Below are 13,709 nucleotides of genomic sequence, written 5' to 3' on the forward strand. Positions count from 1 at the left end.
TCGAATTCGGCCGAACCACGCATCTCTACAGCCCGGCTAATCAGCCACAACCACTGTAAAACGGTTGTCAGCCACTCTTCACCAGACGACGAGGCACCAGCTTGGTGACCTCCCCTTCCGGGAATCCTTCCGCCAGCCCGACAAAGCGCCCGTTGCCATAGAGGCGAACGTACCCTTCGGCTGGCTGACCCGACATTCTAACTGGTTGTCCGTTCAATATCGATACCAGTGCGCTGCCTTCCAGTTCCTGTTCCGGGAACATGGACAGCGCAGCATCCGGGGCCACCAGCAGGCCATCCAGACTCTCGCCCTGTTCACGCATGGATTCCAGGGCAGGTACCTCAACAGCATCCGCCAGGGTGAAGCCTGAAGCCATGGTGCGGCGCAGCGCCGTCACATGGGCGCCACAACCCAATGCCTCGCCGATATCTTCTACCAGCGAACGGATATAGGTGCCCTTGGTGCAACTGACCGCGATGTCGATCTCGGTCTCACGCACTTCCAGCAGTTTCAGTTCGTAGATGGTGACCGGGCGGGACGGACGCTCCACTTCGATACCTTCCCGGGCGTATTCATACAGGGGGCGGCCCTTGTGCTTGAGCGCGGAGTACATGGAGGGAACCTGCTGGATTTCACCCCGGAACTGGTCGAGGACCGGCTCCAGGGTTTCAGCATCCAGCCCGGCTGGCACCGGCTTTTCAGCTACCACCGCACCTTCACTGTCACCGGTTTCGGTACGGACACCCAAACGCGCCGTAGCAATGTAGGCCTTATCGCTGTCCAGCATCATCTGGGAAAACTTGGTGGCCTCACCAAAACACAGCGGCAACACACCGGTGGCCAGCGGATCAAGGGCGCCGGTATGGCCGGCCTTGGCCGCACCGAACAGACGCTTCACCTGCTGCAGTATGCCGTTGGACGTAATATCCATCGGCTTGTCGATCACCAGGATGCCGTTTACATCACGACCTTTGCGGCGTCGACTCAAGAGTCCGACTCCGGATCATCACGGTCAACCGCTGGCTTGTCGCCAACCGCTTCGCGAATCAGGTTATCCATGTGGCGGCTGTGCCCGAGCAGCGCGTCGAAGTGAAAACGCAGCTGGGGCGTTACCCGCAACTTCATGGCACGGCCGATCTGGCCACGCAGGAAGCCGGCTGCCTTGTTCAGTACCGCCAGGGACTCCCGTACCTCAGGAGATTCCTCAGTCAGTTCCTCGGTGGTGAGCAGGGATACATAGATATCCGCGTAGCCCAGGTCACGGCTGACCTTGACGGCATTGACCGTGACCATACCCACCCGCGGGTCTTTGACCTCCCGCTGGATGAGCTGGGCCAGCTCACGCTGCATCTGATCGCCGATGCGATCAATTCGGCTGAACTCTCTTGGCATCAGGCCCCCGTAGACTCAAGCTTACGCTCGACCCGGACGCGATCGAACACCTCGATCTGGTCACCGACTTTCACGTCATAACCTTTAACGCCGATACCACACTCCATGCCGTTCCGGACTTCCGGTACGTCATCCTTGAAGCGACGCAGGGATTCCAGTTCGCCCTCAAAGATCACCACGTTGTCACGCAGAACGCGGATCGGCTTGTTACGGTACACCGTACCCTCGATCACCATGCAGCCGGCCACCTGGCCAAACTTCGGTGAACGGAACACGTCCCGCACATCGGCAATACCCACGATATCTTCGCGGAACTCTGGCGCCAGCATACCGGTCAGAGCTGCCTTCACATCATCGATCAGGTTGTAGATGATGCTGTAGTAACGCAGATCCAGGCCTTCCTGCTCCACCAGTCGCTTCGCGGCTGTATCGGCACGGACGTTAAAGCCGAAGATAACCGCATTGGTGGCCATGGCGAGGCTCACATCCGTCTCGGCAATACCGCCAACGCCTGAGGACACGATCTTGACCTGGACTTCTTCGTTGCCCAGATCCTTGAGCGACTTGGTAATAGCTTCCAGTGAACCACGAACATCGGTCTTGAGGACCACGTTGAGGGTCTTGACCTCGTCCTTGCCCATGTTCTCGAACAGGTTCTCGAGTTTGGCGGCCTGCTGCCTGTGCAGACGCTGCTCCCGTTCGCGGGACTGGCGGAATTCCGCTAGCTCCTTGGCTTTCTTCTCGTCGGCGACAGCAAAGAACTCGTCGCCGGCGTTCGGCGTGCCGTTCAGACCGAGGATTTCCACCGGAATAGAAGGCCCGGCTTCCTTGACCTGCTTACCGGCTTCATCGGTCATGGCGCGAACCTTACCGAAGAAGCCACCGGCGACAACCATCTCGCCCTGACGCAGGGTGCCGTTCTGGACCAGTACCGTGGCCACGGAGCCACGTCCGCGTTCCAGGCTCGACTCGACGACCACACCCTTGGCCGGAGCGTCCGGAGACGCTTCCAGTTCAAGAATTTCAGCCTGCAGCAACAATGCCTCAAGCAGATCGTCGATACCGGCGCCGGTGTGAGCGGATACCGGGATAAACTGGACGTCACCGCCCCAGTCTTCCGGAATCACTTCCATACCAGCCAGCTCAGTCTTGATGCGGTCAGTATCGGCCCCTTCCTTGTCCATCTTGTTCATCGCGACCACGATGGGCACACCAGCGGAACGGGCGTGCTGAACGGCTTCCTTGGTTTGTGGCATGACGCCGTCATCGGCTGCAACCACCAGGACCACGATATCGGTACACTGGGCACCACGGGCACGCATGGCTGTAAAGGCGGCGTGGCCCGGGGTATCCAGGAAAGACACCATGCCGTGGTCAGTCTCGACGTGGTAAGCACCAATATGCTGGGTAATACCACCGGACTCGCCGGAAGCAACCTTGGTGCGACGGATGTAATCCAGCAGCGAGGTCTTACCATGGTCAACGTGACCCATCACACTGACAACCGGTGCACGCTTGGTCTTTTCCTTGCCTTCGAAGACAAATTCGCTCAGAACCTCTTCCTCAAAGGCATCCTCGCTGACCGTGTTGGGCTTGTGGCCCAGTTCCTCGGTCACCAGCACGGCGGTTTCCTGGTCGAGAGCCTGGTTGATTGTCGCCATTACCCCCATGCCCATCAGTTTCTTGATCACATCGGCTGACTTGACGGCCATCCGCTGGGCAAGGTCACCCACGGTGATCGTCTCGGGAATATCGACTTCTCTTACCATTGGCTTGGTCGGCCTCTCGAAAGCGTGACGCTTCTCTTTAGGTTTCTTTTTCGCGCGAAGTGGCTTGCGCAACGTGGTGTCTTCTTCCTCTTCATTGATGATCAGAGGCTCTTCCACCGGACGGCTACGAGGCCCGCGATGCCCTGCGGACTTCTTCTTGGGCTTGCCATCGTCCGGCTCGTCACCGCGCTCACGAGCTTTCTCTTTCTTTTTCTTCGGCTTGCGATCCTTGCCCTCGCCTTCTTCAGGCGGCGGGATCGGCATATCTTCCGGCGCGGGAACCGGAGACGGCTCCGGCTTGGCAGCCACTTCCGGCTGCTCTTTTTCCGCCGGCTTTTCTTCGGCAGCAGGCTTTTCTTCGGCCGCTGGCGCTTCCGCCGCTGCCTCGGATACCGGTGCTTCCGTCTTCGGCGCCTCTGCAGGTTGTACCTGCTCGGCCGCTACCGCCTGCGCCTCTTCCGGTGCTGCGGCAGCCTGCTCGGCGGCCTCTTCCTGCTTGACAGCTTCCGGCTCCAGCTCGGCGCGCTTGATATACGTACGGCGCTTGCGAACCTCAACATTGACCGTTTTGGCACGGCCCGCTTTCAGCGTTGTTGTTGTCTTGCGCTTGAGAGTGATTTTCTTCGGTTCCGCTTCACTCTCACCGTGATTCTTTCTCAGATAGGTCAGCAACTGTTGCTTCTCATCACTGGTGACAGAGTCCTCTTCGGAGCGGGCTTTCAGGCCAGCCTCCACGATCTGTCGCAGCAAACGATCCACGGGAGCGCCTACATCTGCGGCCAGTTGTTTTACCGTTACATCAGCCATACTGGTCCTCCTCCCGATTAAGCCTGGTCTTCAAACCAGGGGGCACGTGCAGCCATAATCAACTGGCCGGCACGCTCTTCTTCCATACCTTCAATGTCGATCAGATCATCAACCGACTGCTCTGCAAGATCTTCCATGGTACGGATACCCATACCGGCCAGCTTGAACGCCAGGCCCCGGTCCATACCGTCCATTGCCAGAAGATCTTCTGCGGGCTCCGCGCCCTCAAGGGCCTCTTCACTGGCCAGCGCCTGGTTCAGCAGGGCATCCTTGGCACGACGACGCAATTCCGTGACGGTCTCTTCGTCAAAACCTTCAATAGCAAGCATCTCTTCCATAGGGATGTACGCCACTTCCTCAATGGACGTAAATCCTTCCTCGATGAGAACGCCGGCAAACTCCTCGTCCACATCCAGATTGCCGGTGAAGTGCTCCAGCAAGGTGTTGTATTCCTGCTCCTGACGCTGACCGGCTTCTTCCTCGGTCATCACGTTCAGTGTCCAGCCTGTCAGCTCTGTCGCCAGGCGCACGTTCTGCCCGTTTCGGCCGATAGCCTGGGCCAGGTTGTCCTCGGCTACAGCCACTTCCATGGTGTGACGATCTTCGTCCATCACAATGGAAGCCACTTCTGCCGGCGCCATGGCATTGATGACCAGTTGGGCGGGGTTGTCGTCCCAGAGCACGATATCAACGCGCTCGCCACCCAGCTCATTGGAAACGGCCTGAACACGCGAACCCCGCATGCCGACACAGGCACCCACCGGGTCAATCCGGCGATCGTTGGTTTTCACCGCAATCTTGGCGCGTGAGCCGGGATCCCGGGCAGCGCCACGGATCTCGATCAGCTCCTCGGCGATTTCCGGAACCTCGATACGGAACAGCTCTATCAGCATCTGCGGATCTGTACGGCTCAGGATCAGTTGCGGGCCGCGGTGGTCCGTGCGGATTTCCTGCAGCAGCGAACGAACCCGGTCACCCATGCGGAATGTCTCGCGCGAAATCAGGTTTTCACGGGGAAGCAGGGCTTCGGCGTTGGCGCCCAGATCCACGATGACGTTGTCCCGTGTCACTTTCTTTACGGTACCGGAAACCAGTTCGCCCACACGGTCACGATAGCTGTCGACAATCTTGGTGCGCTCGGCTTCCCGAACTTTCTGGAAGATAATCTGTTTGGCTGCCTGGGCGCCAATACGTCCGAAAGCAACAGATTCCACTTTCTCTTCGTGGATGTCGCCCGGCCGGAGGTTCTCATCAATTTCCTCCGCTTCCTGCATGGTCAGCTCGGTGCCAAGCGCAGGAACGGCGTCGTTGTCGACCACCAGCCAGCGGCGGAACGTTTCGTATTCGCCGGTGCGGCGATCGATGGAAACACGGATGTCGGCTTCCTCGTCGTCGTAACGCTTTTTGGCAGCGGTAGCGAGTGCCAGCTCAATTGCTTCAAAGATCACATCCTTCTCGACACCTTTCTCGTTCGAGACGGATTCGACCACCAGCAAGATCTCTTTACTCATTGGAATGCCCTGCCCTTAAAATAAACTTTTCGTCCACTGACTTATTCAAATACCGGAACGATGTTGGCTTTCTCTATGCTATCGAATGGCAGCAGGTACTCGTGATCATCAACAACCACGACAACGTCCTCGCCCTCAACACCTTTTATCAGGCCCTGAAACTTGCGACGCCCCTCAAATGCCATCCGTAATTTGATCTGGACCTGATGGCCGGCGAATGCCTCATACTGCTCCAATCGGAACAACGGCCGATCCATGCCCGGAGACGAGACCTCCAGGGTATATTCGGTCTGGATGGGGTCTTCCACATCCATTACGCCGCTCGCCTGGCGGCTGACCTTTTCACAGTCTTCTATGCCAATGCCGTTCTCGACATCGTCAATAAATATTCTTAACAGGGAATGGTGTCCCTGGGAGCGGAATTCAATGCCCCAGAATTCGTAGCCCAGGCCTTCCACAATGGGCCTGAGTATTTCTTCCAGCTGCTTCAACTTTGCTGACAAGGCTATTCGGTCTCCGTTACTCGTTTTTTCGACCCCAAAAACAAAAAAAGGGCTGTTGATCAGCCCTTTTTATGCACCAGGGCCTGATGCGCCAGGCCCCTTAATCAAAAAGCCCCTGAAAAATGGGGCTCTTTGTTGCAAGAACTCGCAGAGGATAACCACAAACCTAATACCTCCCCTGCTGACAGACACCTGGCCTGCCTGGAACAGGCAGGCTGAAATGTGCCCGGAGCCCGCTCCAATATCCGCCGGAGTATAGAGACGCCGGCCTTACTGGTCAAGGACTGACCAAAAAAAACGGCCTGGTAATTCCAAGCCGTTTTTCTTCAAATATGGTGCCCGGGGCCGGACTCGAACCGGCACAGCTTTCGCCACTACCCCCTCAAGATAGCGTGTCTACCAGTTTCACCACCCGGGCAACACTCTTACTCGAGCTCGGGGAGCTCATTCTCATCCCCGCGCCCGGTTTCGCCTTCATCGGCCGCCTCACTCTCAGCCTGCCCGGCATCGGAACGGGATTCCTGAACTACAGGAATACCTGCCTCCCCTGCCACTTCGGCACGCTGCTTGGCGAATACAGCCAGCGAAAAACTTGTTACAAAAAATACGATGGCCAGCAAGGTCGTTGCGCGAACCAGGAAGCTGCTGCTGCCTTCGCTACCAAACACCGTCTGGGAGGCGCCGCCACCGAATGCGGCGCCAGCGTTGGCACCCTTACCCTGCTGAATCAGCACCAGACCCACCAGTGCCACCGCGATGACCACGTGGAGAACGACAACCAGTGTTTCGACCCAATCCATAATGTCTCTCTAATGACCTAATGATTCGTGCCAACGGCTTTCTCGAATCTGTATCTTTCAGGATCTGCCCGGCATCGCCCGGCAAATACTCACAAAATCTTCTGCATTTAACGATGCGCCGCCAATAAGGCCGCCATCGATATCCGGCTGAGCAAAAAGCGCGGCCGCATTATCCGCTTTTACACTGCCGCCGTAAAGCAGGGATATCTCATCTGCCGGCGCCCCGAGGGACTTTAGCACGGCCCGGATAGCGGCATGCATGGCCTGGGCGTCTTCAGCGGTGGCGGTTTTCCCGGTCCCTATGGCCCATACCGGCTCATAGGCGATGACAACCTGTTGCCACTGCCCGGCACCAACCTCCGAAACAGCCTTACGGACCTGGCCCGAAACAACGTCTTCGGCCTTGCCCGCCTCGCGCTCATCCAGGGTTTCGCCAACGCATATCACTGCGTCCAACCCCGATGCCAATGCCTTCACAACCTTGACCGAAACCTGCTCGTCGGTTTCGCCGAACAGCTGCCTGCGCTCCGAATGCCCCACAAGGGAATAACCGCATCCTGAGTCTTTGGCCATCCCCGCGGATATTTCCCCGGTGTAGGCGCCTGAATCCCAGCAGGCAATGTTCTGGACGCCAACGGCAATCTGTCCGTCAGCCTGCCTGACAACATCGCCGACAAACAGGGCGGGAGGAATAATAACAGCCTCCACACCATTATCAAGCGATGCCAGCTCTGAGCGAATCTGGCCAACCAGGCTGTTCACAAGGTCTTTCGACCCGTTCATCTTCCAGTTTCCGGCGACGATCTTACGGCGCATAACTACCCCTGATTCGGCCCTGACTCGAGGGAGGGCGAACTATACAGCAGTCTTTTACGGCAGACAACTGCACCCGGACACAAAGTCACGCCCGGGAATTCTCCACAACAACAGCAAGTTCCTCGGCAATCTTTACAATTTCCGACTCATCCTGCCCTTCCGTCATTACCCGGATCAGCGGCTCAGTGCCCGAGGCGCGCAGCAATACCCGGCCGCCGCCGCCAAGCCTGGCTTCCGCCGCTGCCACAGCGCTGACAATATCCTCACGCCCGAGGGGATCAAACCGCTTGTCCACGCGCACATTGATCATTTTCTGTGGCAATTTGCTCATACCATGGCGAAGGTCCGCCAGCGAACCACCGGCACGACTGATCGCCAACAATACCTGCAGGGCCGACACTATGCCGTCACCGGTGCTGGTGCAGTCACGTATCACCATATGGCCGGATCCCTCTCCCCCGAGCAGCCAGCCCCGGTCGATCAGCCGCTCCATGACATAGCGGTCACCCACCTTTGCGCGCTCAAAGTCGATGCCCTGCTCTCTGAGGGCCAGCTCAACCCCCAGATTGGTCATCAATGTTCCGACAACGCCGCCCCTGAGAGTGCCGGCGGCGTGGCGCTGGGTAGCAATCACGTAAAGCAGTTCGTCGCCATCCACTTCAGAGCCGTCACGATCCACCATCAGTACCCGGTCACCGTCGCCATCAAAGGCGATCCCCAGGTCTGCTTTCTTTTCCAGAACTGTCTTGCTCAGGGTGTCCAGATGGGTAGACCCCACATTGAGATTAATGTTCAGGCCATCCGGATCACCACCCACGACAGAGATCCTCGCGCCCAACTCACGAAAAACCTTGGGGGCAACGTGGTAGGTAGCGCCATTGGCACAATCCAGAACAATGTGCAGGCCCTCCAGTGAAAACTCGTTGGGCACCGTGCTCTTGCAGAACTCTACGTAACGTCCGGGCGCATCATCCACCCGAAAGGCCTTGCCCAGCTCTTTGGCACCACAAACTTCAATGGGCCGGTCCAGCCAGTACTCAATCTCGGCCTCGAGGGCGTCATCCAGTTTGGTGCCCGCGGGAGAGAAGAACTTGATGCCGTTATCCTGGTGCGGGTTGTGGGAAGCACTGATCACAATACCCGCAGACGCGCGAAAGGTTCGCGTAAGATAGGCAATGGCCGGCGTGGGCATGGGACCAAGCAGCTTTACGTCCACTCCGGCTGCAGACAGGCCGGATTCCAGGGCAGACTCGAACATATAACCCGAAAGGCGCGTATCCTTGCCAATCAGCACACTGTTGCGCTGGCCATCCCGCTTGAAAGCCTGGCCTGCGGCCCACCCCAGATGCAACATGAATTCCGGCGTAATCGGGTATTCGCCAACCCGCCCCCGGATACCGTCCGTACCGAAGTATTTTCTATCACTCATCGCCCAGCTTCCTCCATGGCCATTACAACTTTAACGGCATCAACTGTTTCCCTGACATCGTGAACGCGAATAATCGACGCGCCCTTCATAGCGGATATTGTCGCGGCAGCGATGCTTGCGGGCAAGCGTTCACTGACTTCACGACCGGTGATGTGGCCCAGCATGCTCTTGCGGGACAACCCCACCAACACCGGATGCCCCAGCAGTTGCAGCTGCTCCAGCGAGGCCAGCAACTGCAGATTATGCCGGGGAGACTTACCGAAACCAAAACCGGGATCCAGAATGATGTTGTCGGGCCGTACCCCGGCCCGCTCAATGACGCGCATCCGCTCGGTGAGGAAGGAGCTGACTTCCCGCCGTACATTACGATAGCGTGGATCGTCCTGCATGGTATCCGGCTCACCCTGGATATGCATCACACATACCGGAATACCCGCCCTGGCAACTACTTCAGGCGCACCTTCCCGCTGCAGGGCCCTGACATCATTAATCATGCCTGCCCCCAGCTTTGCCGCTTCGGCCATAACCTGCGGCGAACTGGTATCGACCGACACAATGACATCAAGCTCGCGTGTAATGGCTTCCACCACCGGACAAACCCGTGCCAATTCCTCTTCCGCAGCCACCGGGGTTGCACCCGGCCGCGTAGACTCACCGCCGACATCAATAAAGACCGCTCCGTCCGCCGCCATTTCACGGGCCCGGGCCAGGGCGGCATCCACCTCATTAAAGCGGCCGCCATCGGAGAATGAGTCTGGCGTCACGTTGAGAATGCCCATGACATGGCAGCCAGACATATCCACGGTTCGGCCCGCGAAGTTCATTTGCATAAGCGACCTTCAATCAGTGCAACCTGCAAAAACAAACGCCGCCCCGGCCGGGGCGGCGTACATGGGTAAGTGATCTCTGGCGCGGCATTACACCGGGTCAGTGTTCACCGGCCGGGCGGCCAACGCCGGGCTGGTGGCCGTCGTCAGAGCCTTTCGGAGCAGGCGCCGGCTCCGGCTCGTCAGCCGGAACACCACCCGAAGGCCCGTTATCACCCCACCCTTTCGGCGGGCGTGGCTCACGGCCTTCCATGATGTCATCAATCTGGAAACGATCAATGGTTTCATACTTCATCAGGGCCTCGGCCATCAGGTCGAGCTTTTCGCGGTTATCAATCAGAAGCTGGCGAGCTTTTTCGTAACAGCTGTCGATAATGTTGCGAACTTCCTCATCAATCCGCTGCGCCGTTTCCGGGGAATACACCGTCTGCGACTGGCCGGCAGAACGGCCGAGGAAAGGCTCTTCCGTATCCGTGTCGTACTGCAGTGGGCCGAGCTTTTCTGACAGCCCCCATCGGGTGACCATATTACGGGCCAGACTGGTTGCCCGCTCGATGTCATTGGAAGCACCGGTCGTGACACCATCAATACCAAGGGTCAGCTCCTCGGCGATACGGCCACCGAACAGACTGCAGATGGAGCTGATCAGGAAGCGCTTGCTGTGGCTGTACTTGTCCTCCTCCGGGAGGAACATGGTAACGCCCAGCGCCCTGCCACGGGGAATGATGCTCACCTTGTAGACCGGATCATGCTCAGGCACCAAACGCCCTACAATCGCGTGACCGGACTCGTGATAGGCAGTGTTCCGCTTCTCTTTCTCGCTCATGACCATGGATTTGCGCTCGGCACCCATCATGATCTTGTCTTTCGCGAGCTCGAACTCTTCCATCGAAACCAGGCGCTGGTTGCGGCGAGCCGCGAACAGAGCTGCCTCGTTAACCAGGTTAGCCAGATCGGCGCCCGAGAATCCGGGCGTGCCACGGGCGATCAGCTTCGGCTCGACGCCATCGGACAATGGCACTTTCTTCATGTGCACTTTCAGAATCTGCTCACGGCCGATAATGTCCGGCAGACCAACCACGACCTGGCGGTCAAAACGGCCCGGGCGCAGTAGCGCAGGGTCCAGTACGTCCGGACGGTTGGTGGCAGCGATCACGATAACGCCTTCGTTACCCTCAAAGCCGTCCATCTCAACGAGCAGCGCGTTCAGGGTCTGCTCACGTTCGTCGTGACCACCACCCATGCCGGCGCCACGATGGCGACCGACCGCATCAATCTCGTCAATGAAGATGATGCAGGGACTCTGCTTCTTGGCCTGCTCGAACATGTCACGGACACGGGACGCGCCCACACCCACGAACATTTCCACAAAGTCCGAGCCGGAGATGGAGAAGAAGGGAACCTTGGCTTCGCCGGCAATCGCCTTGGCAAGCAGGGTTTTACCAGTACCCGGCTGACCCACCATCAATACGCCTTTGGGAATGCTGCCGCCAAGACGCTGGAATTTGCTGGGATCCCGCAGGAAATCCACCAGCTCCTTGACGTCTTCCTTGGCCTCGTCCACACCGGCGACATCGCCAAAGGTGGTCTTGATCTGATCCTCGCTCATCAGCTTGGCCTTACTCTTGCCAAAGGACATAGGCCCTTTGCCGCCGCCACCGCCTTGCATCTGCCGCATGAAGAATACGAACAGAGCTATAATGATAAGAATCGGGAAGGCAGCCACCAGCAGTTGGGTCCAGAGGCTTTGGCGCTCGGGCTCCTTGCCAATGACTTCGACTTGGTTAGCCAGCAGATCGTCCATCAGCTTCTGATCAGCCAACTGGGGCCGGATGGTCTGGAACTGGGAACCGTCACCACGGACACCCTGAACCTCCAGACCGTCAATGGTTACCTGACGGACCTGCCCGTCCTGCACCATTTCCACGAACTGCGAATAATTGACCTGTTGGCCGCTGGTGGTGGGAGTAAAATTCTGAAACACCATCAGCAGTACGGCGGCTATAATTAGCCAGAGAACCAGATTTTTTGCCATATCGTTCAAGGATCATCACCTGTGAATTGAAGGATCGCCCCGTCAGGAGAAAGCCTTTTCTGACACCTTACACCAATTGTACGCCCGTCCACCAGAATCGGCCTATCCGTATCGGCCACTGCCGGGGTGTCAATCCCCATGGCCACTTCCGTTCTGCGGGCGGGTCAGCCCTTAAATCCCTTGCACACCTGGTAGATCTCCCTTGATCGTGCCCGGGAGGAGTCAGGCTTCCTGCTGACAACGGTGCCAAAACTTTTACGCATCTCGGCCAGCAGGGTATCGAATCCTTCTCCCTGAAAGACCTTGGCGACAAACACGCCACCTGGCTTCAACACCTGCTGCGCCATATCCAGCGCCAGCTCCACCAGGCCCATGGCGTTGGGAATATCTACTGCCGCCATACCACTCATATTGGGTGCCATATCTGAAATTACAACGTCAGCCCGTCGGCCACCCATTAATTCCAGCAATTCATCCAGCACTGACTGCTCGGTAAAATCCCCCTGGACGAATTCCACGCCCGCAAGCGGGCTCATTTCCAGGATATCACTGGCAATCACCACGCCCTTGTCGCCAATCCGCTCAACAGCGACCTGGGACCAGCCACCGGGCGCCGCGCCCAGATCCACAACAATCTGACCGGGCCGGAACAGCCGGTCTTTTTCATCAAGTTCAATCAGCTTATAGCTGGCGCGGGAACGATATCCGTCCTCACGGGACTTTTTGACCCAGACGTCGTCGAAATGTTCCTTCAGCCAGCGGTCACTGGTTTTCGAACGGGCCAAAACCCACCTCCAAAAACATTCTGCCGCCGAGCCTGGATACGTGGTAACTGCCATTTCACCGGCCGGGCGATCTGTTACAATCCTGCAATTATACGGAATCGTCAGCTGTTTGGCCGCTGACGTTTTGTTAATTGCATCCATAAAGAGATTACATGATGAGTCTTTCGCCAGAACAGCGCCGGGAGTACCGGGGCATCGCCCACAACCTGAAGCCAGTCATCATCGTAGGCGACAAGGGGCTGACAGAAGGGCTGCAGGAAGAGCTTGAGCGCGCCCTCAACGATCATGAGCTGATCAAGATCAAGGTAGCAAGCCAGGACCGCGAAGCTCGCCAGGAGGCGGTAGCCGCATTATGCGAAGCCTCGGGCGCAGAACTGGTGCAGACCATCGGCAAGATTGCCGTCATCATGCGCAGGGCGAAAAAGCCCAACCCGAAACTCTCCAACCTGCTGCGCCAAAAGCACTGAATCAGCCACTGGCAACAGGCATGAGAAGCAAAAAGCCGGCGGGGTGAACCCAGCCGGCTTTTTTGTGCCCGGGGCATGCCAAGCCTCAGAGGTGCTCTACCTGCTCGATCTCGTACTCGACCGTTCCTGAGGGCACCCGAATTGCCACCACGTCTCCCTCACTCTTGCCCACCAGTGCGCGGGCTATTGGCGAAGAAATCGACAATTTGCCGGCCTTGATGTCGGCCTCGTCTTCACCGACGATCTGGTAGGTCACCTGCTCATCCGTATCCACGTTCAGCAGACGCACCGTGGTACCGAAAATCACCCTGCCGGTGTTCTCGATGGTATTGACGTCGATGACCTGAGCTGCGGACAGCTTGCCCTCGATTTCCTGGATGCGGCCTTCAATAAAGCTCTGCTGCTCCCGGGCGGCATGATATTCCGCATTCTCTTTCAGGTCGCCGTGTTCACGAGCATCGGAAATAGCCGCGATCACCCGGGGACGATCTTCGGACTTGAGCTTCTTAAGCTCCTCGCGCAGGCGGGTTTCACCCGCCTTTGTCATGGGTACTCTGTCAGCCATAGT

At 57.9% G+C, this 13,709-nt stretch carries 13 protein-coding genes and 1 tRNA gene; 1 reads left to right on the top strand and 13 read right to left on the bottom strand.

All coding sequences use genetic code 11. From position 1 onward, the window contains the following. Positions 1 to 67 precede the first annotated feature (67 nt). From truB to rlmE, 12 genes are all read right to left on the bottom strand, one after another. Positions 68 to 988, bottom strand: coding sequence for a tRNA pseudouridine(55) synthase TruB (gene truB, locus FDP08_RS09510; protein ID WP_137435805.1), 921 nt, complete (start codon positions 986 to 988; stop codon positions 68 to 70). Continuing rightward, positions 985 to 1,392, bottom strand: a complete 408-nt coding sequence (gene rbfA / locus FDP08_RS09515) for a 30S ribosome-binding factor RbfA (protein WP_137435807.1) — start codon at positions 1,390 to 1,392, stop codon at positions 985 to 987. The genes truB and rbfA overlap by 4 nt, the downstream gene beginning before the upstream one ends. Beyond that, complete coding sequence (infB, locus tag FDP08_RS09520; RefSeq protein ID WP_137435809.1) at positions 1,392 to 3,968, bottom strand: translation initiation factor IF-2; 2,577 nt, start codon at positions 3,966 to 3,968, stop codon at positions 1,392 to 1,394. The genes rbfA and infB overlap by 1 nt, the downstream gene beginning before the upstream one ends. A gap of 17 nt (positions 3,969 to 3,985) precedes the next feature. Then, on the bottom strand, positions 3,986 to 5,479 hold the full coding sequence (gene nusA, locus FDP08_RS09525; RefSeq protein ID WP_137435811.1) for a transcription termination factor NusA: 1,494 nt from the start codon (positions 5,477 to 5,479) through the stop codon (positions 3,986 to 3,988). A gap of 41 nt (positions 5,480 to 5,520) precedes the next feature. Next, a complete protein-coding gene (rimP, locus tag FDP08_RS09530) occupies positions 5,521 to 5,982 on the bottom strand; it encodes a ribosome maturation factor RimP (protein ID WP_137435813.1) in 462 nt (153 codons plus the stop codon). Between the two features lie 333 nt (positions 5,983 to 6,315). Continuing rightward, positions 6,316 to 6,400, bottom strand: a tRNA-Leu gene (locus FDP08_RS09535). A 7-nt stretch (positions 6,401 to 6,407) separates the two neighbouring features. Then, positions 6,408 to 6,782, bottom strand: a complete 375-nt coding sequence (gene secG, locus FDP08_RS09540) for a preprotein translocase subunit SecG (protein WP_137435815.1) — start codon at positions 6,780 to 6,782, stop codon at positions 6,408 to 6,410. A 57-nt stretch (positions 6,783 to 6,839) separates the two neighbouring features. Further along, entirely contained in the window at positions 6,840 to 7,598 is a 759-nt protein-coding gene (gene tpiA / locus FDP08_RS09545) for a triose-phosphate isomerase (protein WP_137435817.1), read from the bottom strand. 85 nt (positions 7,599 to 7,683) lie between these two features. Continuing rightward, entirely contained in the window at positions 7,684 to 9,027 is a 1,344-nt protein-coding gene (gene glmM / locus FDP08_RS09550) for a phosphoglucosamine mutase (RefSeq protein ID WP_137435819.1), read from the bottom strand. Beyond that, entirely contained in the window at positions 9,024 to 9,857 is an 834-nt protein-coding gene (gene folP / locus FDP08_RS09555) for a dihydropteroate synthase (protein WP_137435821.1), read from the bottom strand. The genes glmM and folP overlap by 4 nt, the downstream gene beginning before the upstream one ends. Before the next feature lie 97 nt (positions 9,858 to 9,954). Then, positions 9,955 to 11,898: an ATP-dependent zinc metalloprotease FtsH gene (ftsH, locus tag FDP08_RS09560; RefSeq protein ID WP_228263269.1), complete on the bottom strand. Its 1,944-nt coding sequence runs from the start codon at positions 11,896 to 11,898 to the stop codon at positions 9,955 to 9,957. Positions 11,899 to 12,053: 155 nt separating this feature from the next. Beyond that, positions 12,054 to 12,674, bottom strand: coding sequence for a 23S rRNA (uridine(2552)-2'-O)-methyltransferase RlmE (rlmE, locus tag FDP08_RS09565; protein ID WP_137435823.1), 621 nt, complete (start codon positions 12,672 to 12,674; stop codon positions 12,054 to 12,056). Between the two features lie 155 nt (positions 12,675 to 12,829). Between rlmE and yhbY the strand changes: the two genes are divergently transcribed. Next, positions 12,830 to 13,141, top strand: coding sequence for a ribosome assembly RNA-binding protein YhbY (gene yhbY / locus FDP08_RS09570; RefSeq protein WP_137437277.1), 312 nt, complete (start codon positions 12,830 to 12,832; stop codon positions 13,139 to 13,141). Positions 13,142 to 13,226: 85 nt separating this feature from the next. Here the strand turns inward: yhbY and greA are convergent, their stop codons facing one another. Continuing rightward, positions 13,227 to 13,706 (bottom strand): transcription elongation factor GreA, encoded by a 480-nt coding sequence (gene greA, locus FDP08_RS09575; protein ID WP_137435825.1) that lies wholly within the window; start codon positions 13,704 to 13,706, stop codon positions 13,227 to 13,229. Positions 13,707 to 13,709 lie beyond the last annotated feature (3 nt).

The organism is Marinobacter panjinensis, assembly GCF_005298175.1.
Classification (GTDB): Bacteria; Pseudomonadota; Gammaproteobacteria; order Pseudomonadales; family Oleiphilaceae; genus Marinobacter; species Marinobacter panjinensis.

Bases quoted from the DNA above. Each gene is read 5' to 3' on its own strand.
- infB (WP_137435809.1), bottom strand. From the start codon at position 3,968: ATGGCTGATGTAACGGTAAAACAACTGGCCGCAGATGTAGGCGCTCCC.
- greA (WP_137435825.1), bottom strand. From the start codon at position 13,706: ATGGCTGACAGAGTACCCATGACAAAGGCGGGTGAAACCCGCCTGCGC.
- folP (WP_137435821.1), bottom strand. From the start codon at position 9,857: ATGCAAATGAACTTCGCGGGCCGAACCGTGGATATGTCTGGCTGCCAT.
- rbfA (WP_137435807.1), bottom strand. From the start codon at position 1,392: ATGCCAAGAGAGTTCAGCCGAATTGATCGCATCGGCGATCAGATGCAG.
- nusA (WP_137435811.1), bottom strand. From the start codon at position 5,479: ATGAGTAAAGAGATCTTGCTGGTGGTCGAATCCGTCTCGAACGAGAAA.
- yhbY (WP_137437277.1), top strand. From the start codon at position 12,830: ATGAGTCTTTCGCCAGAACAGCGCCGGGAGTACCGGGGCATCGCCCAC.
- glmM (WP_137435819.1), bottom strand. From the start codon at position 9,027: ATGAGTGATAGAAAATACTTCGGTACGGACGGTATCCGGGGGCGGGTT.
- tpiA (WP_137435817.1), bottom strand. From the start codon at position 7,598: ATGCGCCGTAAGATCGTCGCCGGAAACTGGAAGATGAACGGGTCGAAA.
- secG (WP_137435815.1), bottom strand. From the start codon at position 6,782: ATGGATTGGGTCGAAACACTGGTTGTCGTTCTCCACGTGGTCATCGCG.